At 72.6% G+C, this 21952-nt stretch carries 19 protein-coding genes; 16 read left to right on the forward strand and 3 right to left on the reverse strand.

Going from position 1 to position 21952, the window contains the following annotated elements:
* Positions 1-3 precede the first annotated feature (3 nt).
* Together ACQPY4_RS09690 and ACQPY4_RS09695 are read right to left on the reverse strand one after the other, a co-directional pair.
* Complete coding sequence (locus ACQPY4_RS09690) at positions 4-1713, reverse strand: glycoside hydrolase family 3 protein (protein ID WP_433334652.1); 1710 nt, start codon at positions 1711-1713, stop codon at positions 4-6.
* 9 nt (positions 1714-1722) lie between these two features.
* Complete coding sequence (locus ACQPY4_RS09695) at positions 1723-2874, reverse strand: lactonase family protein (protein WP_433334654.1); 1152 nt, start codon at positions 2872-2874, stop codon at positions 1723-1725.
* A gap of 105 nt (positions 2875-2979) precedes the next feature.
* Between ACQPY4_RS09695 and ACQPY4_RS09700 the strand changes: the two genes are divergently transcribed.
* The 14 genes from ACQPY4_RS09700 to wrbA all read left to right on the forward strand — a co-directional run bounded on the left by ACQPY4_RS09700 (position 2980) and on the right by wrbA (position 18988).
* On the forward strand, positions 2980-4539 hold the full coding sequence (locus tag ACQPY4_RS09700; protein WP_433334656.1) for an N-acyl-D-amino-acid deacylase family protein: 1560 nt from the start codon (positions 2980-2982) through the stop codon (positions 4537-4539).
* A gap of 19 nt (positions 4540-4558) precedes the next feature.
* Positions 4559-5797, forward strand: a complete 1239-nt coding sequence (locus ACQPY4_RS09705) for an ABC transporter substrate-binding protein (protein WP_433334658.1) — start codon at positions 4559-4561, stop codon at positions 5795-5797.
* Positions 5794-6657, forward strand: coding sequence for a carbohydrate ABC transporter permease (locus tag ACQPY4_RS09710; RefSeq protein WP_433334660.1), 864 nt, complete (start codon positions 5794-5796; stop codon positions 6655-6657). The genes ACQPY4_RS09705 and ACQPY4_RS09710 overlap by 4 nt, the downstream gene beginning before the upstream one ends.
* A complete protein-coding gene (locus tag ACQPY4_RS09715) occupies positions 6654-7469 on the forward strand; it encodes a carbohydrate ABC transporter permease (RefSeq protein WP_433334662.1) in 816 nt (271 codons plus the stop codon). Before ACQPY4_RS09710 ends, ACQPY4_RS09715 begins: the two co-directional genes overlap by 4 nt.
* A gap of 6 nt (positions 7470-7475) precedes the next feature.
* Entirely contained in the window at positions 7476-8651 is a 1176-nt protein-coding gene (locus tag ACQPY4_RS09720) for an ABC transporter ATP-binding protein (RefSeq protein WP_433334664.1), read from the forward strand.
* Positions 8648-9442, forward strand: a complete 795-nt coding sequence (locus ACQPY4_RS09725) for an IclR family transcriptional regulator (protein ID WP_433334666.1) — start codon at positions 8648-8650, stop codon at positions 9440-9442. The genes ACQPY4_RS09720 and ACQPY4_RS09725 overlap by 4 nt, the downstream gene beginning before the upstream one ends.
* Positions 9439-10377: a sugar kinase gene (locus tag ACQPY4_RS09730; protein ID WP_433334668.1), complete on the forward strand. Its 939-nt coding sequence runs from the start codon at positions 9439-9441 to the stop codon at positions 10375-10377. The genes ACQPY4_RS09725 and ACQPY4_RS09730 overlap by 4 nt, the downstream gene beginning before the upstream one ends.
* Before the next feature lie 253 nt (positions 10378-10630).
* Positions 10631-12187, forward strand: coding sequence for a chitinase (locus tag ACQPY4_RS09735; protein WP_433334670.1), 1557 nt, complete (start codon positions 10631-10633; stop codon positions 12185-12187).
* An 8-nt stretch (positions 12188-12195) separates the two neighbouring features.
* On the forward strand, positions 12196-13959 hold the full coding sequence (locus ACQPY4_RS09740; RefSeq protein WP_433334672.1) for a chitinase: 1764 nt from the start codon (positions 12196-12198) through the stop codon (positions 13957-13959).
* 11 nt (positions 13960-13970) lie between these two features.
* Positions 13971-14816: a lytic polysaccharide monooxygenase gene (locus ACQPY4_RS09745; RefSeq protein WP_433334675.1), complete on the forward strand. Its 846-nt coding sequence runs from the start codon at positions 13971-13973 to the stop codon at positions 14814-14816.
* A gap of 5 nt (positions 14817-14821) precedes the next feature.
* Positions 14822-15385, forward strand: a complete 564-nt coding sequence (locus ACQPY4_RS09750; RefSeq protein ID WP_433334677.1) for a DUF305 domain-containing protein — start codon at positions 14822-14824, stop codon at positions 15383-15385.
* A gap of 9 nt (positions 15386-15394) precedes the next feature.
* Complete coding sequence (locus ACQPY4_RS09755; RefSeq protein WP_433334679.1) at positions 15395-17626, forward strand: glycosyl hydrolase family 18 protein; 2232 nt, start codon at positions 15395-15397, stop codon at positions 17624-17626.
* 225 nt (positions 17627-17851) lie between these two features.
* Positions 17852-18304: a VOC family protein gene (locus ACQPY4_RS09760; protein WP_433334681.1), complete on the forward strand. Its 453-nt coding sequence runs from the start codon at positions 17852-17854 to the stop codon at positions 18302-18304.
* A 69-nt stretch (positions 18305-18373) separates the two neighbouring features.
* Complete coding sequence (gene wrbA / locus ACQPY4_RS09765) at positions 18374-18988, forward strand: NAD(P)H:quinone oxidoreductase (RefSeq protein WP_433334683.1); 615 nt, start codon at positions 18374-18376, stop codon at positions 18986-18988.
* On the opposite strand, the gene ACQPY4_RS09770 is transcribed toward wrbA, so the two are convergent.
* Entirely contained in the window at positions 18980-19849 is an 870-nt protein-coding gene (locus ACQPY4_RS09770; RefSeq protein ID WP_433334685.1) for a LysR family transcriptional regulator, read from the reverse strand. The two genes, wrbA and ACQPY4_RS09770, sit on opposite strands and share 9 nt — an antisense overlap.
* A gap of 76 nt (positions 19850-19925) precedes the next feature.
* Between ACQPY4_RS09770 and ACQPY4_RS09775 the strand changes: the two genes are divergently transcribed.
* Both ACQPY4_RS09775 and ACQPY4_RS09780 read left to right on the forward strand, forming a co-directional pair.
* Positions 19926-20282: a hypothetical protein gene (locus tag ACQPY4_RS09775; RefSeq protein WP_433334687.1), complete on the forward strand. Its 357-nt coding sequence runs from the start codon at positions 19926-19928 to the stop codon at positions 20280-20282.
* Between the two features lie 8 nt (positions 20283-20290).
* Positions 20291-21829: a multicopper oxidase family protein gene (locus ACQPY4_RS09780; RefSeq protein WP_433334689.1), complete on the forward strand. Its 1539-nt coding sequence runs from the start codon at positions 20291-20293 to the stop codon at positions 21827-21829.
* The last annotated feature ends 123 nt before the right edge of the window (positions 21830-21952 follow it).

A 21952-nucleotide genomic window follows, 5' to 3' on the forward strand; every position in this document is an offset into this window, starting at 1 on the left:
CGCTCAGTAGCCCAGGCCGTGCCCGTAGGGGTAGTGGCCGGCGATGGTCACGGGCAGCCGGCCGGACGGCCGGGCACCGAAGATCACGTCGGCGGCGGCCTGGAGCATGGTCAGGTTCATGCGCTGGGCGCGGGCGGTGGTGGCGTAGGCCGCCACGTACGCCTTCACCTCGGGGTAGGAGGCGTAGTCGTACGGGAGCCCGGTCGCCAGCGCGGCCACGGGCTTCCCGATCGCCTGGAGGGCGCGGACGAGCCGGGCCTGGCCCGCGGGCAGCGGGCCCGAGGAGAAGGTGGCCACCAGCACGCGGTCGGCGTCCTTGGCCAGCCGGACGGCCTCGGCGATCTCGGCGTCGGACGGGTCGGTCGTGCCGGCCTGCCAGCGGGCCACCGGGCCTTTGCTCGCGGCGTCCACGGCCTGGGCGAGCTGGTCGGTCTGCGCCACGCCCGCGACCAGGGTCCGCTGGGACGAGCGGGGGTCGAACGGCAGCACGCCCTCGTTCTTGACCAGCGTCGTGGCCGCGCGGCCCATCGCGGCGGCCCGGCGCAGGAAGGCCGGGTTGCCCGCGACCGTCTCCGCCAGCGCGGGGCTGACCCGGCGGGTCGTGACGTACCGGCACTTGAGGTCCAGGACGCGCCGCACCGACTCGTCGACGCGCGCCTCGGTGAGCGCCCCGGAGCGCAGGGCCGACAGCAGCGCGTCCACGGCCTCGACATGGGTCTCGAACTCGCCGCTGGACATGATGACGTCGGCGCCCGCGTTCACCGCCATCACCGTCGCCTCCCGGGTGCCCCAGTTCGCGTCGATGGCGTCCATCTCCATGCCGTCGGTGACGATCAGGCCCCGGAACCCCAGGTCACCGCGGAGCAGGCCGGTCAGCACCTTGGGCGACAGCGTGGCGGGCAGCGCCGGGTCGACGGCCTTCACCACCACGTGCGCGGTCATGATCGCCTCGGCCCCGGACGCGATGGCGCCCCGGAACGGCGGCAGGTGGACGCCGTCGAGCGTGGCCCGGGCGTAGGTGACGACGGGCAGGCCCAGATGGCTGTCGGTCTCGGTGTCGCCGTGGCCGGGGAAGTGCTTGGGCGTGGTGATGACCCCTGCCTGCCGGTAGGCCCGGACCTGGGCGGAGGTGAGCCCGCTGACCAGGTCGGGGCGCTCGCCGAACGACCGGACGCCGATGATCGGGTTGCGCGGGTTGGTGTTGACGTCGGCGACCGGCGCGTAGTTCCACTGGAAGCCCATCGCCCGCGCCTCGGCCGCGGTGATGCGGGCGGCGTCGCGCGCCAGGGCGGGGTCGCGCGCGGCGCCCAGGCCCATCGCGTTGGGCAGCGGCGTGGTGCCCTCGCGGACGTTGTGCGTCGTCCCGAACTCGAAGTCGCCGGAGACGAGCAGCGGCGGCCCGGGCCGCGCCCAGTCCTGCAGCCGGTTGGCGTACCGGGCGGCGAGCCCGGGGGTGCGCGGCTCGGAGGTCAGCACCGAGCCGATCTTGAGCTCCTGGATCGAGCGGCGCGTCCGCTCGTCCGGCATCCCGTCGGGGCCGTCGTGGGTCACCGCCATCACCATCTGCCCGACCTTCTCGGCATCGGTCATCCGGGCGAGCTGGGCCTCGGGATCGCAGCCGCCCGCGGCGGCGGGGGTGGAGGCGACCGGGGCGGCGGCGACCAGGCAGGTGGCCGACAGCGCGAACAGGGCGGTGAACGTGCTCTTCAGCATCGAAGCTCCTCAGAAGCGCGGGAGGACGCAGGCGGGCGCGGGGGTGGTCAGGGGCGTGCCGGCCGGTTCGAGTCGGGCCCCCGAGACGGTGAAGGCGGTGACCGACCCGGAACGCTGGTTGGCGACATACAGCAGGCGGCCGCCCCGGGCGAGCTCCATGTGCCGGGGCCAGTGGCCGCCGCACGCGACGGTGGTCACGAGCCGGAGCCGCCGCCCCCGTGTGGCGAAGACGGCGACGCTGTCGTGGCCGCGGTTGGTGCCGTACACGTGCCGTCCGTCGGGGGAGACGAGGATCTCGCCCGGGTAGTTGGGGGTCGTGGTGCCTTCGGGCACCGTGGAGACGATCTGGCCGGGAGTCAGCCGTCCCCGGTCGTAGGCGCAGACCGTGACGGTGGAGTCGAGCTCGTTGATGACGTAGGCGGTGTGGCCGCCCGGGTGGAAGGCCAGGTGGCGCGGCCCGGCGCCCGGACGCAGCCGGGCCCGGGAATGCCGGTCGAGGCGTCCGGTGGCCAGGTCGAGCCGGTAGACCAGGACGCTGTCGGTGCCGAGATCGACCGCGAGCACGAACCGGCCGTCCGGGGCGGTGACGATCTGGTGCGGATGCGGCTCGGCGCCGTCGTGCCGGACGACATGGGCGGACGGCCCGAGCGAGCCGTCCGGCCGGATCGGGTGGACGGCGACGGTGCCGCCGGAGTACGTGGCGCTGAGCAGGTACCGGCCGCTGGGGTGCACGGACAGATGGGCGGGCGCGGCGCCGTGCGCGGACCGGTGGCCGAGCGGACGCGGTGAGCCCTCGCGGGTGAGGGCGAACGCGAGCACCCGGCCGTCGTCCACCTCGCTGACCGCGTACAGGCGGCGGCCCCCGGGGGAGAGGGCGAGGAAAGACGGGTCGGGGACGTCCACGGACTCGCGGACCGTCAGCGTCCCGGCGGGTCCGGCCCGCGCGACCAGGAGACCGCGACCGCCCGCGCTGGTGTAACCGCCCAGAAAGGCCAGGTCCGTCCGCTCGCCGGGCAGGGCGAACGCGCTCGTCATCGCGGCCGCCCCGGCCAGGCCGAGAAAGCGGCGCCGGTGCGGTGGGCCGTCGTCCATCGCGCTACCTCCCGGTGTCGGCGTGCCGATCGCCACGGTGACCGCGGCGGACGGCCGGGAGAAGCCCACCGGCCCAAGATTCCGCGATGCAAAACTTTCTTTCCTGATTCTTCCGGAGCCGCGTTGTGCGATGCAGCATCCCGTGTTGCGGCCCGACGAGACGGGTGATGCCGGATGTTCGATGTCATTGTCAGGAACGGGACGGTGCTGGACGGCACCGGTTCCCCCGCGTACCGGGCGGATCTCGGGATCGCGGCGGGACGGATCGCGGCGGTCGAGCGGCTCGCCGGAGCCGGGGCCGCGGTCGAGATCGACGCGACCGGCCGCCAGGTCATGCCGGGGTTCGTCGACGCCCACGTGCACGCCGACGCGGCGGCGTTCGAACCCGCCACCCAGCTGGCCGCGCTCCGCCAGGGCGTGACCACCGTGGTGCTCGGCCAGGACGGGATCTCCTACGCGCCCGCCGGGCCCGCCACCCTGCGCTTCGTCTCGCGCTACTTCGCGCCGGTCAACGGCAGGCATCCCGGCCTGGACGAGGGTCCGGTGACGGTCGAGGACCTGCTGGCGACCTACGACCTGCGGGTGCCGCTCAACACCGTCTACCTCCTGCCGCACGGCACGATCCGCTACGAGGTCGTCGGGCCCGAGCGCCGGGCCGCCGACGACGGCGAGCTGCGCGCGATGCTCCGCCTGGTCGAGAACGGTTTGGAGGACGGCGCGGCCGGGCTGTCCAGCGGGCTGGAGTACGTCCCCGGCGCCTTCGCGGACGCGGCCGAGCTGGCCGCGCTGTGCCGTCCAGTCGCGGCGGCCGGGCTGCCCTACGTGACCCACATGCGCGGCTACCGGCAGCGGGCGGTCGCGGCCATGGCCGAGGTCCTGGAGATCGCGGCCGCCGCGTCCGTCGCCGCGCACGTCTCCCATCTGCACGGCCCCTCGGCCGAACTGATCGAGATCATCGACGGGGCGCGCTCGGCCGGGACCGACCTGACCTTCGACCTCTACCCGTACCTGCGCGGCAGCAGCACGCTGACGCTGGTCACGCTGCCGGACTGGCTGCCTCCGCACGATCTGGACCGCACCCTGGCGGCACTCGCCGACCCGGAGGTGCGCGCCCGGCTGGACGGCGAGTGGTCCGGCGGGCTCTGGCCCCGGATCACCCTCTCCCACGTCCCCGCCGGACGGTGGCGCTGGACCGAGGGCCTCGACCTGGCCACGGCCGCGCTGGAGGCCGGGCTGCCCCCGGCGGAGCTGTGCTGCGAGATCCTGGTCGACACCGGGCTTGAGGCCGGTTGCGTGTTCGCGCATCCCGACCCGGCGGGCGAGGAGCCGCTGCGCGAACTGCTGCGCCACCCCGCCCACATGGGCGGTTCCGACGGCATCTACCAGGGCGGCCATCCGCATCCGCGCGGGCGCGGCGCCTTCGCCCGGCTGCTGGGCCGCCATGTGCGCGAGCTGGGCGACTGGAGCTGGGAGCGGGCGGCCGTCCACCTGGCCGGACGGCCCGCGGCGCGCTTCGGCCTGGCCGATCGCGGGCTGCTGCGTCCCGGCCTCGCGGCCGACGTGGTCGTTCTCGACCCGGCCGCCGTCACCGACCGCGCGACCTACCAGCGTCCGGGGGAGCTGGCCGAGGGCGTGGACCACGTGCTGGTCAACGGCGTCCCGGTGCTGCGGGACGGCGCCCTCACCGACGCCTGCGCGACCGAGCCTCCGGGCCGGGCCCTGTCCCCCCGCTGACCCTCGTAAGGGAGCCCACATGATGAGAAGACTCTGCGCGCTGGCGATGGCGCTCGCCGTCGCGGCCACCGGCTGCTCGGACTCTGGAGATTCCGGCGGCTCGGGGGGCGACCTGAAGTTCGCCAACTGGCAGTGGCTCGAACCCGGGGGACGTGGCGACGCCATCTGGTCGGCGGTCAACGGGTGGCGCGACCCGTCCGGCAAGCTCGTCAAGCAGGCCATCCCGCGCAAGGACTACGAGTCGACCCTCCAGACGCAGATGGGGCAGGGACGCGGCCCCGACATCCTCGTCCTGCCGGACACCTCGTTCGAGCGGTTCCGCAAGGCCGGGCTGCTCGCCCCGCTGGACGACGTCCGCCCGGCCGGGACGGCGCTCAACCGCTCCAACGCGCTGACCGAGGTCGACGGCAGACGCTGGGCGTACACGTGGGAGATCGTCCAGTACGCGCTGTTCTGGAACGAGGACCTGCTGAAGAAGGCGGGCGTCCGGCCGCCGACCGATCCGGCGGGCCTGGTCGCGGCGGCCACGGCGATCAAGAAGCGGACCGGGAACCCCGGCTTCGCCGTGCGCCACCAGCTGAACGAGGAGACGCCCTGGTGGATCGACTTCTCGAACTGGCCGTACGGCTTCGGGGGAGCCTGGGCCAGGAACGGCGCGCTCACGATCAACGATCCCAACAACGTCCAGGCGCTGCGGACGTTCAAGCAGCTCTACGACAGCGGCGCCATGCCGGTGGGGGACGACGCCTCGACCTTCCGCAAGCGGTTCGCCGACGGGCGGCTCGGCATGATGATCGACAACAGCTCGGCGCTGTCCACGATGGTGAACGGCAACAAGATCGTCCCCGGCTCCAAGGTCGGGGCCGGGCCGCTGCCGTTCGGGACGCCGGGCTCCTCGCACGTGGGCGTCCATCTCGCGCTCAACAAGAAGAGCAAGCGGCTCGCCGCCGCCAGGAAGTGGCTGACCTGGTGGCTGGGGCCCGACGGGCAGCGCGCGGCGGCCGCCGCGCTCGGGGCCAGCACGATCGCCACCGACACCCCGCCGCCCGCGAGCTTCACCACCGGCAACCCCTGGACGGCCGCGTTCAAGAAGCAGGCGCCCGCGTCGGTCTCGGCGGTGGTCCCCGGGTTCGAGGCCAAGACCCCGCAGATCGCGCATGTCGTGCTCGGGCAGGTCGAGAGCGTCCTGACCAAGGGCACCGATCCGAAGGCGGCGCTCGACAGGGCGCAGCGCGAGGCCCAGGAGCTCGCCCGGTGAGGGACAGGCTCGACCTGACGCCGTACGTGTTCGTCGCGGCGGCGCTGGTCTACCTGCTGGTGTTCATGGGCGTCCCGATCGGCACCGGCGTCCGGCTGGGGTTCACCGAGACCGACACGCTCGACCCGACCGGCGGCACCTACATCGGCTGGGACAACTACGCCGAGGCGCTGCGTTCGTCGGCTTTCGGGCACACCCTGTGGGCAACGCTCGTCTACACCGCCGCCTCGGTCGCGGTGTCGATGGCGCTCGGGCTGGCCGCCGCGCTCGCCGTCAACGGCGCCTTCCGGGGACGGGCCGTCGCGCGGGCCGTGCTGGTCGCGCCGTGGGCCGCCCCCACCATCGCGGTCACGCTGATCTTCGCGTGGATGTTCAACAACTCCAACGGCGTCTTCAACGCCATGAGCGGCAGCCCCGTCGGCTGGCTCACCGACCCGGACTGGGCGATGGCCTCGGTGGTCGCGGTGACGGTGTGGAAGCTGTTCCCGTTCTGCATGCTGGTCGTGCTGGCCGCGCTCCAGGGCGTGCCCGAGGAGCTCTACGAGGCGGCCCGGGTGGACGGCGCCGATCCGCTGAACGTCTTCAAGCAGGTCACCGTCCCGGCGATCGCGCCGACGCTGCGGGTGCTCGCGCTGCTGATGACGATCTGGTCGTTCCGCCGGTTCGAGCTCATCTGGCTGCTGACCGGCGGCGGACCGGCCGACACCACCAACACCGTGGTCATCGACGTCTTCCGGGAGGCGTTCACCAGCTCCCGGCTCGGGATGTCGGCCGCCATCGGCAGCATCGGGCTGGCGCTCTCGCTGATGGTCACGCTCGGCTACCTCGCCCTCGACCGACGTGCCCGGGAGGACCGGTGACAACGCTCCGCAGGCTCACCGTGCTGGTGCTCGTCGTGTTCGCCGGTTTCCCGCTGTACTGGATGCTGGTCACCGCGCTGAGCGGCGACCGCGAGCTGTTCCGCAAGCCGCCCAGGGCGGTGCCCGACCCCGGGCAGGCGGGCAACCTGGGCGAGGCGGTGTCCGGCGGGGTGCCGCTGGACCGCTGGCTGCTCAACAGCACGGTCATCGCCGCCGGGACCACGGTGCTGAGCCTGGCCATGGCCGTGCTGGCGGCGTACGCGATCTCCCGCTTCCGGTTCCGGGGGCGCGGCCTGGCGGGGCTGGCGATGTTCGTCACCCAGATGCTGCCCGAGGCGCTGCTGGTCGTCCCGCTCTACACGCTCTTTCTGGGGTTCGGGCTGCTCAACAGCCTGACCGGGCTGGTGCTGGCCAACACCGCCTTCGCCATGCCGGTGGCGGTCTGGATCATCAAGGGGGCGATGGACGCGGTGCCGCACGAACTGGAGGAGGCCGCCCGGGTGGACGGCTGCCCCAAGTACGCGATCCTGGGCCAGGTCGTCCTGCCGCTGGTGGCCCCGTCGGTCGCGGCCGCCGGGATCATCACCTTCTTCACCGCGTGGAACGAGTACCTGTTCGCGGTGAAGTTCCTGACCGACGAGTCCAAGTGGCCCGCCTCGGTCGGGCTCGCCTCGTTCATCGGGGAGTTCGTGACCCCGCTCAACCTGGTGATGTCGGCCGCGCTGGTGTTCTCGGTGCCCGCGGTGGCGTTCTTCCTGCTCGTCCAGCGCCGTATCGTCGGCGGGCTGACCGCCGGCGCCGTGAAGGGGTGAGGCCCGATGCCACGTCTGACCTTCGACGGGGTGTCGAAGTCCTACGGCGACGTCCCGGTCATCAAGGGGCTGACCGCCGAGGTTCCCGACAAGGAGTTCCTGGTGCTGCTCGGGCCGTCCGGCTGCGGCAAGTCGACCGTGCTGCGGATGATCGCCGGGCTCACCGACGTGACCGAGGGCGAGATCGCCTTCGACGGCGACCCGGTCGGCGCCCTGACGCCGCGCGAGCGCGGCGTGGCGTTCGTGTTCCAGTCGTACGCGCTGTACCCGCACCTCACCGTGCGGGGGAACATCGCCTTCCCGCTGGTCATGGACCGGTTCCGGTGGTATCACCACCTGCCGCTGCTGAGCCGCTGGACGACCCGCAGGCTGGGCCGCGACCCCGACGTCGCCAAGCGGGTCGCCCGGGTGGCCGAGACACTGGAGCTGACCCCGTACCTGAACCGGCGGCCCAGGGCGCTGTCCGGTGGGCAGCGCCAGCGCGTCGCCCTGGCCCGCGCCCTGGTCCGCGAGCCCGGCGTCTACCTGCTGGACGAGCCGCTGTCGAACCTGGACGCCAAGCTGCGCACCCAGATGCGCGCCGAGATCACCGCGCTCTACCGGCGGGTGCGGCGGACGTTCGTGTACGTCACCCACGACCAGGTGGAGGCGATGACCATGGGGACGCGCGTCATCGTCCTGAACGACGGCGTCGTGCAGCAGTACGGCACGCCCGCCGAGATCTACGCCCGTCCGGCCAACACGTTCGTGGCCCGCTTCATCGGGAGCCCGCCGATGAACCTGCTGGACTGCCGGGTGACGGCGGAGGGGGCCGTCCCCGAGCGCGGCGGCCCGCCGCTGCCGCTGCCTCCCGGCCTGGCCGGGCTCGGCGAGACGGTCGTCGCGGGTGTCCGGCCCGAGGACGTCACCCTGCACCCGCCGGGCGCGGGGGCGCTGCCCGGCACGGTCGCCGAGGTCGACCATCTGGGCCCGGAGACGATCGTGGGAGTCCGGCCGGGCCCGCCGGACGAGGGCGAGGTCGCGGTGACGGCCCGCGCGCCGGTCCAGGTCCGGCTGCCCGGCACCGCCGACATCGCCGTCGGCGACCCGTGCGAGCTGGGCTTCGCCGCCGAGCGGGCGTCGTGGTTCGCGCCCGGGACCGGCGAGCGCCTCGCCGAGGACGTGGCGGCGAGGACGCCGTGACAGGCCCGCGCAACCAGTCGTCGTCGCTGCGGCGGGCGCTGGCCGTCCTGGACTACGTCCAGCAGCACGCGGGCGACGGCCGGGGCGTCGCCCTGACCCGCATCGCCGAGAGCCTCGACCTCAGCAAGAGCACCGTGTTGCGGCTCACCGCCCCGCTGGTGGAGGCCGACCTGCTCACCCGCGACCACGAGACCGGGTGGTTCCGGCTGGGCCACGGCACGCTGCGGATGGGCCAGGCGTACCTGTCCTCGCTCGACCTGCGGACGGTCGCGGCCGAACCGCTGCGCCGCCTCCAGCAGGCCGTGGGGGAGACCTGCCACCTGGTGGTCTGCGACCTGCCCGACGTGGTCTACATCGACAAGGTGGAGAACGAGCGGCATGTCCGGATGGCCTCGCGGGTGGGCAGCCGCATGCCCGCCTACCGCACGGCGGTGGGCAAGGCGATGCTGGCCTGGCTGGACGAGGACGCGCTGCGCACGGTGGCCGAGGCCGGGATGCCCGCCACGACCGGATGCACGATCACCGACCCCGAGCGGCTGCGGACGGAGCTGGCCAGGGTCCGGCGGATGGGATACGCGGTGGACGACCGGGAGAACGAGCCCGAGGTCAGATGCGTGGCGGCGGCGATCTTCGACCACGACGAGAAGGTGGCGGGCGCGCTCAGCGTGTCGGGCCTGACCTCGCGGATGTCGCCCGCCCGGGTGCGCGAGGTCGGTCCGCTCGTCGCGCGCACCTGCGGCGAGATCTCCTGGACGCTCGGCTCGTCGGTGCGCCGCGGACCCCGCCGATGAGGCTGGTCACGCTGGGCGAGTCGCTGGCCCGGCTGGACGCCGCCGCCGTCGGCCCGCTGCGCCACGCCCGCTCCCTGGGCCTCGGCGTGGCCGGGGCCGAGTCGAACGTCGCCATCGGGTTCAGCAGGCTCGGCGGCGAGGCCGCCTGGATCGGCCGGGTCGGCGCCGACGAGTTCGGCGGGCTGGTCCGGGCGACGCTCGCCGGGGAGGGCGTGGACCTCGCGGCCGCCGTCGTGGACCCGTCCGCCCCCACGGGCCTGCTGGTCAAGGAGCGGCGCACCAGCGCCCTGACCCGGGTCTGGTACTACCGGACGGGCAGCGCGGGCTCCCGGCTGAGCCCCGAGGACGTCCCCGAGGATCTGGTCAGGACGGCCCAGACCCTGCACGTCACCGGCATCACCGCGGCGCTGAGCGCCACCGCCCGCAAGGCCGTCCGGCACGCGGTCGCGACCGCGCGGGCGGCCGGTGTGCCCGTGTCCCTCGACCTCAACTACCGCGCCGCGCTGTGGGAGCCGGACGAGGCGGCGCGCGAGCTGCGCAGGCTGGCCGCCGAGGCCGACATCGTCTTCGCCACCGAGCGCGAGGCGCGGCTGCTGGTGGACGGCGAAGGCCCGGCCGAGCTGGCCGGGGCGCTGGCCCGGCTGGGCGCGCGCGAGGTCCTGGTGAAGCTGGGCCGCCACGGCGCCGTGGCCTGCTGCGACGGCGTGCTGCACCGGGCCCCGGGTGTCCGGGTCGAGCCCGTCGACCCGGTCGGCGCGGGCGACGCGTTCGCGGCGGCCTATCTGGCCGAGCGGCTGCGCGGCGTCCCGGTGGGGGAGCGGCTGGCGGTGGCCGCCCTGGCGGGCGCCTATGTCGTGACGGCCATGGGCGACTGGGAGGGCCTGCCGTCCCGCGCCGACCTGGAGCGCGAGCCCGGTGACGAGGTCCTGCGCTGACCGGCGGAAACTGCCAGTCAGAACGCTCCAAAATGGCTGTTGGTGACAATTCTGCGCGGCGCCGAAGTGGTTCGGTGCGCGACCTGCGGTGGTTGGGGACGGGGCGGGCGGTGCTGGTTTGCATGCTGGTCCGGGGCTTGCCGAGGGCCCGCGAGCGGATTAACGTACGCTCAAATCTATAGGAAACCTTCCTATCGATTTGCGTTCGGACCACGGGGGATCCGGAAGTCTTCTAGGCATGCCGTGGAGTGTTATGCGCCCCCGTACCGTCCTGCTCGTCCTTGCAACGTTCCTGGCCGCGCTGCTCGTGCCGGCCACGGCCCAGGCGGCGGCGACCCCGACCGCCGCCTTCGCCCGCACCGCCGACTGGGGCTCGGGCTGGGAGGGGAAGTTCACCCTCACCAACGGCTCCGCCACCGCGATCAACGGGTGGCAGGTCGCCTTCGACCTCCCGGCCGGAACGACCGTCGGGGCCTACTGGGACTCGCTGCTGACCTCGTCCCCGCCCAAGTACACCTTCCGCAACCGCGAGTACAACGGCACGATCGCGCCGGGCGCATCGGTCTCCTTCGGGTTCGTCGGCACCGGCCCGGGAAGCCCGCTGAACTGCACGCTCAACGGCGCGCCGTGCACGGGCGGCCAGGGCGGTCTCGGCGCGCCCGGGAACCCCACGGTGTCGGGACGGTCCGACGGTTCGCTGACCCTGTCGTGGAGCGCGGCAAGCGGGACGCCCACCGGCTACCGCGTCTACGAGGGCCCCACCGTGCGGGCGACCGTGACCGGCACCAGCGCCACCCTCTCCGGCCTGGAGAAATGCTCCACGCACAGCTACACGGTCAAGGCGTACAACGCCGAGGGCGAGTCGGCCGCGAGCCAGGCCGTCACCGGCACGACGAGCGGCTGCGCGACCGGCCCGCTGCCCAAGCACTTCCTCACCGGCTACTGGCACAACTTCGACAACGCGGCGCGTGAGCTGAAGCTCGCCGACGTCCCGGGCGAGTACGACCTGGTCGCCGTGGCGTTCGGCGAGGCGACCGGCACCGCGGGCCAGGTCGCCTTCGCGGTCGATCCGGGACTCTCGGCGTCCCTGGGCGGCTACACCGACGCGCAGTTCAAGGCGGACGTCGCCACGCTCAAGGCCCGGGGCAAGAAGGTCATCCTCTCGGTCGGCGGCGAGCGCGGCGCGATCCGGGTGGACTCCGCGGCCTCGGCGACCGCGTTCGCCACCTCCGTCCACGCGCTGATGACGCAGTACGGGTTCGAGGGCGTCGACATCGACCTGGAGAACGGCCTCAACCCGACCTACATGGAGCGGGCCCTGCGCGAGCTGCGCGGCAAGGTGAGCGGCGACCTCATCATCACCATGGCCCCGCAGACCATCGACATGCAGTCCACCGGCGGGTCCTACTTCCAGCTCGCGCTGAAGATCAAGGACCTGCTCACGGTCGTCCACATGCAGTACTACAACTCCGGCGCGATGCTCGGCTGCGACCAGAAGGTCTACGGCCAGGGCTCGGTCGACTTCATGACCGCGCTGGCGTGCATCCAGCTGGAGAACGGCCTGCGGCCCGACCAGGTGGCGCTCGGCCTGCCCGCCGGACCGGGCGCGGCGGGCGGCGGCGTCGTGTCGCCCTCCTCGGTCAACGCGGCGCTCGACTGCCTGGCCAAGGGCACCGGGTGCGGCTCCTTCAAGCCGTCGCGCACCTACCCCGACATCCGCGGGGCCATGACCTGGTCGATCAACTGGGACGTCACCAACGGCAACGGCTTCGCCAGGACCGTCGGCCCCCACCTCGACACCCTTCCGTAGGAGTCGCCATGAGGAAGATCTGGGTTCTGGCGGTCGTGCTCGCCGGTCTGCTGATCGGGCTCAAGACCGCTCCGGCGCACGCGGAGAACGTGCTGGCCAACGGCGGCTTCGAGACCGGCACCCTCGCGGGCTGGTCGTGCCCGGCGGGGGCGGTCGCGGCCTCGTCCGCGCGGCTGGGGTCGTACGGGCTGGCCGGTGGCGTCACCGCGGGCGACAACGCCAGGTGCGCGCAGACGGTGGGCGTCCGGCCGGGCACCACCTACACGCTGTCGGCCTGGGTGCGCGGCAGCCACGTCTACCTGGGCGTGACCGGCGGCCCCTCCACCTGGACGCCGTCGGCCTCGTCCTTCACCAGGCTGACGGTCCCGTTCACCACCGCCGCCGACCAGACGTCCGCGCAGGTCTACCTGCACGGCTGGTACGGCGCCGGTGCCTACCACGCGGACGACGTCGAGCTGGACGGCCCCGGCAACCCCCAGCCGGGCGTGCCGGGCACGCCCGGAGGCGTCGGACTGGGAACCGTTAGCGATAACTCGATCGCGCTGACGTGGGGCGCGGCCTCCGGAACCGTCACCGGTTACCGGGTCTACGAGGGCTCCACCGTGCGGGCGACCGTCACCGGGACGAGCGCCACCCTGTCGGGCCTGGCCGCCTGCAGCACGCACGCCTACACGGTCGCGGCCTACAACGACGTGGGCGAGTCGGCCAAGTCCGAACCCGTGAGCGCGACGACGGGAGGCTGCACGAACTCCGGGCTTCCCAAGCACGCGCTGATCGGGTACCTGCACGCCAGCTTCGCCAACGGCTCCGGCTACGTGCGGATGGCCGACGTCCCGGCCGCGTGGGACATCATCAACCTCGCGTTCGGGGAGCCGACCTCGGCGACGTCCGGGGACATCCGCTTCGACCGCTGCCCGGCCAGCGAGTGCCCGGGCGTCGAGAGCGAGGCCGACTTCGTCGCGGCGATCCGCGCCAAGCAGGCCCAGGGCAAGAAGGTCCTGATCTCCATCGGCGGACAGAACGGCCAGGTCCAGCTCACCACGGCGGGCGCCCGCGACGCGTTCGTCCGATCGGTCTCGGCGATCATCGACCGGTACGGGCTGGACGGCCTCGACGTCGACTTCGAGGGCCACTCGCTGGCGCTCAACGCCGGTGACACCGACTTCCGCAATCCCACCACCCCAGTGATCGTCAACCTGATCTCGGCGCTGAAGACGCTCAAGGCCAGGTACGGCGCGAAGTTCGTGCTGACGATGGCGCCCGAGACCTTCTTCGTCCAGGTCGGCCACCAGTTCTACGGCGGCGCGGGCGGGGGCGACAACCGCACCGGCGCGTACCTGCCGGTGATCCACGCGATGCGGGACGACCTGACCGTCCTGCACGTCCAGGACTACAACTCCGGCCCGGTGATGGGCCTGGACGGCCAGTACCACACCATGGGCGGCGCCGGCTTCCACATCGCGATGACGGACATGGTGAAGGCCGGGTTCAAGGTCGCCAACACCGGCCACACCTTCCCCGGCCTGCGGCCCGAGCAGATCGCGTTCGGGCTGCCCGCGGCCGTCAGCGCGGGGAACGGCCACACGCCGCCCGCCCAGGTGCACCAGGCGCTCAACTGCCTGGTCAAGGGGCAGGGGTGCGGCTCGTACACCCTGCGCGGCGGGACGTCGCCCAGCCTGCGCGGGCTGATGACGTGGTCCATCAACTGGGACCGCTACTACGCCTGGGACTTCATGAACAACCACGAGCCCTTCCTCAACGCCCTCCCCTGAAAGGACCCCCCATGCGCCATCCCCGTTCGAAAGCCGCGGCGGCGATCATCCTGCCCCCCGCCACGCTGCTCGCAGTGCTGGCCCCCTCGTCGCCCGCGTCCGCGCACGGCACCCTGTCCGACCCGCCCAGCCGCGTCTACGTCTGCAAGAACGAGGGCCCGGAGAACCCGAAGTCCGACGCCTGCAAGGCCGCCGTCGCCGCCGCCGGGACGCAGGCCTTCTACGACTGGAACGAGGTGTCACTCCTGGACGCGGGCGGCCGGCACCGCGAGATCATCCCCGACGGGCAGCTGTGCGGCGCCGGACGCGCCAAGTACCGCGGCCTGGACCTGCGGCGCACCGACTGGCCCGCCAAGCGCATCGCCGCCGGTCCGCTCACCGTCACCTACCACGCGACCGCCCCCCACTCCCGGAGCAACTTCGAGTACTACATCACCCGCCAGGGCTGGGACCCCTCGCAGCCGCTGCGCTGGTCGGACCTGGTGCACCTGCAGACCTTCAACGCCCAGAACCCGACCACCTTCACCAAGTGGACGCTGAACATCCCCGCCCGCACCGGACGGCACGTGATCTACTCGATCTGGCAGCGGGTCGTCGGCAGCCAGGAGGCGTTCTACACCTGCTCCGACGTCGACTTCGGCGGCGCCAACGAGCCCACCCCGCCGCCCACCACCACTCCGCCGCCCTCGACCCCGCCGAGCACCCCCGCCCCGAGCGGCTCGTGGACGACGGGCAAGGCCTACACCGCGGGCGACCGGGCCAGCCACAACGGCGCGACCTACGAATGCGTCCAGGCCCACACCTCGCTCGCCGGCTGGGAGCCGGAGAACGCCGCGTCGCTCTGGCGGAAGATCTGATCACCATGAAGTACGGCGCACTGGCCCTGATCGGCGCGTGTGTCCTTCTGCTGTTCGTCCAGTGCGGGGCCGGTTCGGCCGGCCCCGCCCGGGGCGGGCGCGGCTTCAACGCCACCGACGTGATGTTCCTGCAGATGATGGTCCCCCATCACGACCAGGGGGTGCGCCTGGCGCGCCTGGCCCGCCGCCACGACGTCCGCCCGGAGGCGGCGACGCTGGCCGCCGCGATCGAGACCACCCAGCTCGCCGAGCTGAAGACCATGGCCGGCCGCCTGCGCGGCTGGCACCGCCCGCCCACCGCGCCCGCCCACACCCACGCGGGCCACGGCGGCATGCCCCAGACCACCGAGGCCGAGCTTCGCACCCTCGAGGCCACCCCGCCCGCCCGCTTCGAGCGCGCGTTCCTCAACCTCCTGATCGCCCACCAGGACGACGCCGTCCAGGTGGCCAGGATGGAGGTCCGCGGCGGCGAGGACCCGTGGACCCGCCGCCTGGCCGAGAGCGTCGCCCGCTCCAGAACGGCCCAGATCACCCAGATGCTGACGATCGTCGGTCCCACCAGGAAGTAGGTGCTCGGCATGCGCCGATTGATAGGCACCCTGCTCGCCCTCATCGTCGTCACCGCCCTCACCACGGCGCCCGCCTGGGCGGCCGGGGAGCTGAGGGCGTCCTTCAGCCTCTCCGGCACCGCCGCCAAGTACGTGGTCAGCAACCCCGGCACCGCCGCCGTCACCGGCTGGACGCTGACCTTCGACCTCCCCGCGGGCGTGACGGCGAGCAACGCCCAGAACGCCACCCTGTCCCAGAGCGGGACGCGGGTGACGCTCACGCCCGCCTACTACATCAACACCGTCCGCGCGGGCGGGAACACCGAGCCCTACAGCCCGGCCTTCAGCCTCAGCCGGGCGGCCGAGCCCACGGGCTGCCGCATCACCGACGCCAACTGCGACGGCACCGCGGACGCGCCGCCGGGCGCGCCCACCGGCCTCAAGGTCGCCGCGAAGACGACCAAGACCGTCACGCTCTCGTGGACCGCCTCCACACCCGGAAGCCTGCCCGTCACCGCGTACGAGGTGCACAACGGCACCACGGTCGCGGCCACGGTGACGGCGACCGAGGCCACCCTCACGGGCCTCACGCCCAACACCGAGTACACGTTCACCGTGAAGGCCAAGGACCGCAAGGGCACGCTCTCACCGGCCAGCGCGCCGGTCACGGTCAGGACCAACGACCCGGCCGACGACACCCAGGCGCCGTCCGTCCCGAGCGGCCTGCGCAGCACGGCCCGGGACTCCTCCAGCGTCACGCTCGCGTGGAACGCCTCGACCGACAACTCCGGAGTGGCGAACTACGACGTCCTGCTGGACGGGAAGGTCGCCACGACGGTCACCGGCACGACCGCGCGCGTCGCGGGGCTGGCGCCGTCCACGGCCTACTCCTTCGCCGTCCGCGCCCGCGACCTCTACGACAACCTCTCGGCGGCGTCCCCGGTGGTCAAGGCGAGCACCGACGACATCGTCAGCGGCCACGCGCGCGTCGGCTACTTCGTCCAGTGGGGCATCTACGGGCGCCAGTACTTCGTGCGCAACCTCGACACCACGGGCAACGCCGCCAAGCTGACCCACATCAACTACGCGTTCGGCAACATCCACCCGACCCAGCTGACCTGCCTCCAGGGCGTCACCAAGGGCACGACCCCCAACCCGCAGGACCCCAACCAGGGCGACGGGGCGGGCGACGCCGACGCCGACTACGGCCGTCCGATGAGCGCGGGCCAGTCGGTGGACGGCGTCGGCGACACCGGCTGGGAGAAGCTGCGCGGCAACTTCAACCAGCTCAAGAAGCTCAAGGCCAAGCACCCGCACCTGAAGGTGCTGATCTCGCTCGGCGGCTGGACGTACTCCAAGTACTTCTCGGACGTGGCCGCCACCGACGCCGCCCGCAAGAAGTTCGTCTCCTCGTGCATCGACATCTACATCAAGGGCAACCTGCCGGTCTACAACGGCGCGGGCGGCCCGGGCACGGGCGCCGGGATCTTCGACGGCATCGACCTCGACTGGGAGTGGCCCGGCGCCGAGGGCCACGCGGGCAACCATGTCAGCCCGAACGACAAGGCCAACAACACCCTGCTCATCGCCGAGTTCCGGCGCCAGCTCGACGCGCTGACCACCGAGACCGGCAAGCGCTACCAGCTCACCGCGTTCACCCCGGCCGACCCGGCCAAGATCGCCGCGGGCTGGGACCTCGCCGAGATCGGCAAGACCCTCGACATCTTCAACGTCCAGGGCTACGACTTCCACGGCGCGGGCAGCGACAACTCCTGGGAGCCGAACCGCACCGGCCACCAGGGCAACCTCTACACCGACACCGACGATCCGTACCCGTTCCACTTCAGCACCGAGAACGCGGTGAACGAGTACCTCAAGGCGGGGGTCAGTCCCCGGAAGATAACCATCGGCCTGGCCTATTACGGGCGGGGCTGGCAACAGGTGACCGACGGCGGCAAGAAGGGCGAGTGGCAGAACGCCAAGGGAGCGGCACCGGGCCAGTTCCAGGAGGAGGCCGGGACGCGCGGCTACAGCAACCTGATCGCCAGCGTCCCGAACTGCACCGTCACGCACGACGAACAGGCGGTCGCCACGTCCTGCTACACCGGCGAGAACGGGCAGTGGTGGACCTTCGACGACGCCTGGTCGATCGGCAAGAAGACCGCCTGGCTGCGCTCCAAGGGCCTCCTGGGAGCCATGGTCTGGGAGATGTCCGGTGACACCGGCGTCCTGACCCGGGCTCTGGACGACGGCCTCGACTGATCACCGAACGCCGGCGGCGGGGAGGACAAGGATCTCGACGCTCCGCCCGCCGGTGTGTGACGTGCTCCAGCCTGGCCCGGATGCGGTCCTCATCCGGGTCACGGTGCACCGGGACGGCGCCGTCGTCGCGCCGGACGTCGCGGCGGCCCGTCCCGGTGTATTCGACGTGCCGGGCCACGCGCGTCGTCGCGGGGATCCCGCGCGGCCCGGCCTATAACTGGTGGCATGGCACACGACTGGAAGCTGGTCATCGACAGCGCCGACGCGCCCGTCCTCGCGGACTTCTGGGCCGCGGCCCTGGAATACGAGGTGGAGGATCACACCGAGCTGATCGAGCGGCTCCTGGCGGCCGGTCAGCTCGGCGCGGAGGCGGTGACCGAGCATCGCGGCCGCAAGAACTTCCGCGGCTACGCGGCGATCCGCCATCCCGACGACCCGTTCGACGCGACCAGCGGGGTCGGCCAGGGGCGGCGGCTGCTGTTCCAGGACGTCCCCGAGGGCAAGTCCGTCAAGAACCGCCTGCACATCGACGTCCACAGCGAGCCCGGGGGACTGGACGAGCTGGTGGCCCGGCTGGAGAAGCTGGGCGCGACCCGCGTCCGCGAGCACGACCAGGGGCCCGTGGGCCACTGGTGGCTCATGCTCGACCCCGAAGGCAACGAGTTCTGCGCGGCGTGACGCCGCGGCCTCACAATCCGGGCGGATGCCTCGTCGTATCGGTGAACCCGACGACGAAGGGAACCCGCCGTGGAATCCGTGAATGCCGCGATCATCTACTACAGCGCCACCGGGAGCGTGTACACGCTGGCGCGAGCCGCCGCCGAAGGGGCGGAGAAGGCGGGTGCGGTCGTCCGGCTCCGCAAGGTCGCCGAACCGACGGTGCCCGACTCGCTGGACGGCACCCCGGCGCGCGAGCGCCATCTCCAGGACGCCGCCGAGGTCGTCGAGGCGGCCGTCGACGATCTGGCCTGGGCGGACGTGGTGCTGTTCGGCACCCCCACCCGTTACGGCAACCCGGCCAGCCAGCTGAGGGCGTTCATCGAGAACACCGGCTCCCTGGGACGCGCGGGCGGCCTCGCCGACAAGGTGTACTCGGCCTTCACCTCCAGCAACTCCGCCCATGGCGGGCAGGAGTCCACCATCCTGGCGCTGTCGAACACCTTCTACCACTGGGGCGGCATCATCGTGCCTCCCGGGTACACCGACCCCGTCCACTTCGCCGCGGGCAACCCCTACGGCACGTCCCACGTGGCCGGGGACGGCCCGCCCGGTGACGTGATCCTGGAGGCCGCCCGCCACCAGGCCCGGCGCGCCGTCACCACCGCGATCGCGCTCAAGGCCGGCCGTGCCGGATCACCATGACCAGTTGGTGAGGGTGGTGCGCATCAGCTGGGCGGCGGCCGGGAGATAGGCGCCGGCGCCCCAGTGCAGGGTGAGGACGCGGCGCGATTCGGGGCTGTCGACGGCGATCCAGGCGACCGGCATGGTGGTGGCGGCCCGGCGGGCGATGGTGGGGATGAGACCGACGCCCAGGCCGGTGCTGATCAGCTCCACGATGGCGCCGGGCTCGTCGGTCTCGCAGATGATCTTCGGTGCGAGGTCGCGCCCGGCGAAGAGACGGTCGAGGACGCGGCGCTGCCAGTGCCCCGTGCGGGACGTGATGAAGGGCAGGTCGGCCAGGTCGCCGACGCTCACCGACGCGCGTCCCGCCAGCGGATGGTCGGGCGGTGTGGCCACCCACACCGCCTCGTCCAGCAACTGGACGGAGTCCAGCCCCGTCAGCGGGATCGGCTGTGAGGCGACGCAAAGGTCGATGTCCTGGGAGTTCAGGCGGCGCGCCATCTCCGCGGCCCGCATCTGGTGGAGCTCGACCTCGACGGACGGGTGCGCGCGCTTGAACGCCGCGAGCGGCCCGGTGAGGGTGAGGAAGGTCTCCGACGCCAGCCGGACGGTGCCGAGCCCCTGGCCGGTCGCCTCGGCGACGGCCCGGCGCCCCGCGTCGAGCTCGCCCAGGCAGCGTTCGGCGTAGCCGCGGAACAGCTTCCCCGCGTCGTTCAGCCGGAGCCGTCCGGCCCGGTCGAACAGGGGCGTGCCGAGTTCGTCCTCCAGCCGGGCGATGGTGCGGCTGAGCGACGGCTGGGCCACCCGGAGCTCCTCGGCCGCGCGGCTGAGATGCTCCAGCCGCGCCACCACCAGGAACTGCGCCAGCGAGTTCAGATCCATCTCATGCTCCCCGGGTCATAACGGCATAGCAATATTGATCTTAGACAAGATAGCTTCAGCAACATAGCTTCGCGTCATGGTCACTCCAACGGTGTTCCGGGCCGTCGTCAGCGCGCATGTGGTCGCGATCATCGGTCAGCCGGTGTTCGCCGGCGTGTACCTCAGCGGCGACTACGACGCGCTGCGCTGGCACGAGACCGGCGCGAACGTTGTCAGCCTCCTCGGCTACGCGCAGGTCGTCGCGGCGATCGCGGTCTGGGCCCGGCTGCGGCTGGCCTGGCCGTTCCTCGCCACGGCCGCCGTGGTGGCGGCCGAGACCGTGCAGTACCTGGCCGGGATGGGCGGCGCGCTGTGGCTCCACCTTCCGCTGGGCGTGCTGACCGTCGCCGGGCTCGTGGTGCTGTTCATCGCCGTCTGGCGGCCCCTCCCGTGACGCCGCCGGTGACCAGGCGCCGGGTGCTCGGCATCGGCGCGGCGCTCGGCGCGATGGCGGCCACGGGCCTGTCGGCCACGGCCGCGATGTCCCGGCGCCCGTCGTACACCGGGGCCGAACTGCGCAGCGCCGTGCCCCTGCCGCCCGCTTTCCAGGTGCCGTTGCCGATCCCGTCCGTGCTGGCGCCGGTCAACGGCCGCTACGAGATCACCCAGCGCGAGACGACCGCGGAGATCCTGCCCGGTGTCCGAACACCGCTCTGGACCTACGGGGGCACCTTCCCCGGCCCGACGATCGAGTCGCGCCGGGGACGGCCGATCACCGTGCGGCATCGCAACGAACTGCCCGTGCCGACCGTCGTGCACTTGCACGGCGGACGGACCCCCGCCGAGTCCGACGGATACCCGACCGACCTCGTCCTGCCGGAACGCTGGTCGCACGGCGGCCACGTCATGCACGACCCACGCGCCGTGCAGACCAGGCTGACGCGGGACTACACGTTCCCCCTGGACCAGCGGGCGGCCCTGCTCTGGTACCACGACCACCGGATGGACTTCACCGCCCCCGCGATCTGGTGCGGCCTGGCCGGGCTGCACATCGTCCGCGACGACGCCGAGGACTCGCTCGGCCTCCCCGCCGGACGGCGCGAGCTCCCCCTGATGATCACCGACCGCGCGTTCGAGGCCGACGGCCGGTTCGCCTACCCCGCCCTCGACCCCACCCTGCGGCTGCGCCCGGGCGTTCGCGGACCCTTCCTCGGCGGCGTGCTCGGCGACGTGATCCTGGTCAACGGCGCCCCCTGGCCGGTGCACGAGGTCGACGCCGCCCGGTACCGGCTGCGCGTCCTGAACGCCTCCAACGCCCGGCACTACGAACTCCAGGCGATCACCGACGACGGCCGCCGGCTCGACCTCGTCCAGATCGGCGCCGACCAGGGCCTGCTCGCGTCCCCCGTCACCCACGCGTCCCTGCCGACCGCACCGGCCGAACGCCACGACCTGATCCTGGACTTCTCGGACGTCCCGGTCGGCGCCCGCGTCAGGATCGTCAACCGGCTCGGCTCCGGACGCACCCGCGACGTGATGGCCTTCCGGGTCGCCCGCAAGGCCGCCGACGAGAGCCGCGTCCCGCGCGTCCTGGCCAGAGACCTGCCCACCTGGCAACGGCGGGACGCCGCCGAGGTGCGCGAGTTCTCCTTCCGCGCCGGGCGGATGCGCGGCGGCCACGGCTGGCTGATCAACGGGCTCCCGTTCGACCCCGCCCGCACCGACGTCACCACCCGCCTCGGCGACATCGAGGTGTGGCGCCTGGTCGCCGACGTCCACCACCCCGTCCACCTGCACCTGGTCGGCTTCCAGGTCCTCTCACGCGGCGGTCGCGCGCCACTGCCGCACGACGCGGGCCTCAAGGACACCATCTCCCTGCGCCCGGGCGAGGCCGCGGAGATCATCACCCGCTTCGACGGCTACCGAGGCCGCTACCTCTTCCACTGCCACAACGCCGAGCACGAGGACATGGGAATGATGGCCAACCTGGAAATCACCTGACCCTAGACGCGGCGTCCATGCCACTCCCCACCACTCCGCGCATCCGCCCGGCAACCAAGTCCGCAAGAGCGGCTCGGTTCCGTGCAGTTCTACGGCGAGGCCGGCCGAGCGCGGTGGAAGGCT

Origin of the sequence: Spirillospora sp. CA-294931 (genome assembly GCF_050946795.1) — a bacterium.
Classification (GTDB): Bacteria; Actinomycetota; Actinomycetes; order Streptosporangiales; family Streptosporangiaceae; genus Spirillospora.

What these genes read in the sequence shown, in the direction of transcription:
- ACQPY4_RS09740 (WP_433334672.1), top strand. Translation starts at nt 12,196, where the DNA reads ATGAGGAAGATCTGGGTTCTGGCGGTCGTGCTCGCCGGTCTGCTGATC.
- ACQPY4_RS09705 (WP_433334658.1), top strand. Translation starts at nt 4,559, where the DNA reads ATGATGAGAAGACTCTGCGCGCTGGCGATGGCGCTCGCCGTCGCGGCC.
- ACQPY4_RS09760 (WP_433334681.1), top strand. Translation starts at nt 17,852, where the DNA reads ATGGCACACGACTGGAAGCTGGTCATCGACAGCGCCGACGCGCCCGTC.
- ACQPY4_RS09775 (WP_433334687.1), top strand. Translation starts at nt 19,926, where the DNA reads ATGGTCACTCCAACGGTGTTCCGGGCCGTCGTCAGCGCGCATGTGGTC.
- ACQPY4_RS09750 (WP_433334677.1), top strand. Translation starts at nt 14,822, where the DNA reads ATGAAGTACGGCGCACTGGCCCTGATCGGCGCGTGTGTCCTTCTGCTG.
- ACQPY4_RS09770 (WP_433334685.1), bottom strand. Translation starts at nt 19,849, where the DNA reads ATGGATCTGAACTCGCTGGCGCAGTTCCTGGTGGTGGCGCGGCTGGAG.
- ACQPY4_RS09745 (WP_433334675.1), top strand. Translation starts at nt 13,971, where the DNA reads ATGCGCCATCCCCGTTCGAAAGCCGCGGCGGCGATCATCCTGCCCCCC.
- ACQPY4_RS09755 (WP_433334679.1), top strand. Translation starts at nt 15,395, where the DNA reads ATGCGCCGATTGATAGGCACCCTGCTCGCCCTCATCGTCGTCACCGCC.
- ACQPY4_RS09720 (WP_433334664.1), top strand. Translation starts at nt 7,476, where the DNA reads ATGCCACGTCTGACCTTCGACGGGGTGTCGAAGTCCTACGGCGACGTC.
- ACQPY4_RS09735 (WP_433334670.1), top strand. Translation starts at nt 10,631, where the DNA reads ATGCGCCCCCGTACCGTCCTGCTCGTCCTTGCAACGTTCCTGGCCGCG.
- ACQPY4_RS09700 (WP_433334656.1), top strand. Translation starts at nt 2,980, where the DNA reads ATGTTCGATGTCATTGTCAGGAACGGGACGGTGCTGGACGGCACCGGT.
- ACQPY4_RS09690 (WP_433334652.1), bottom strand. Translation starts at nt 1,713, where the DNA reads ATGCTGAAGAGCACGTTCACCGCCCTGTTCGCGCTGTCGGCCACCTGC.
- ACQPY4_RS09730 (WP_433334668.1), top strand. Translation starts at nt 9,439, where the DNA reads ATGAGGCTGGTCACGCTGGGCGAGTCGCTGGCCCGGCTGGACGCCGCC.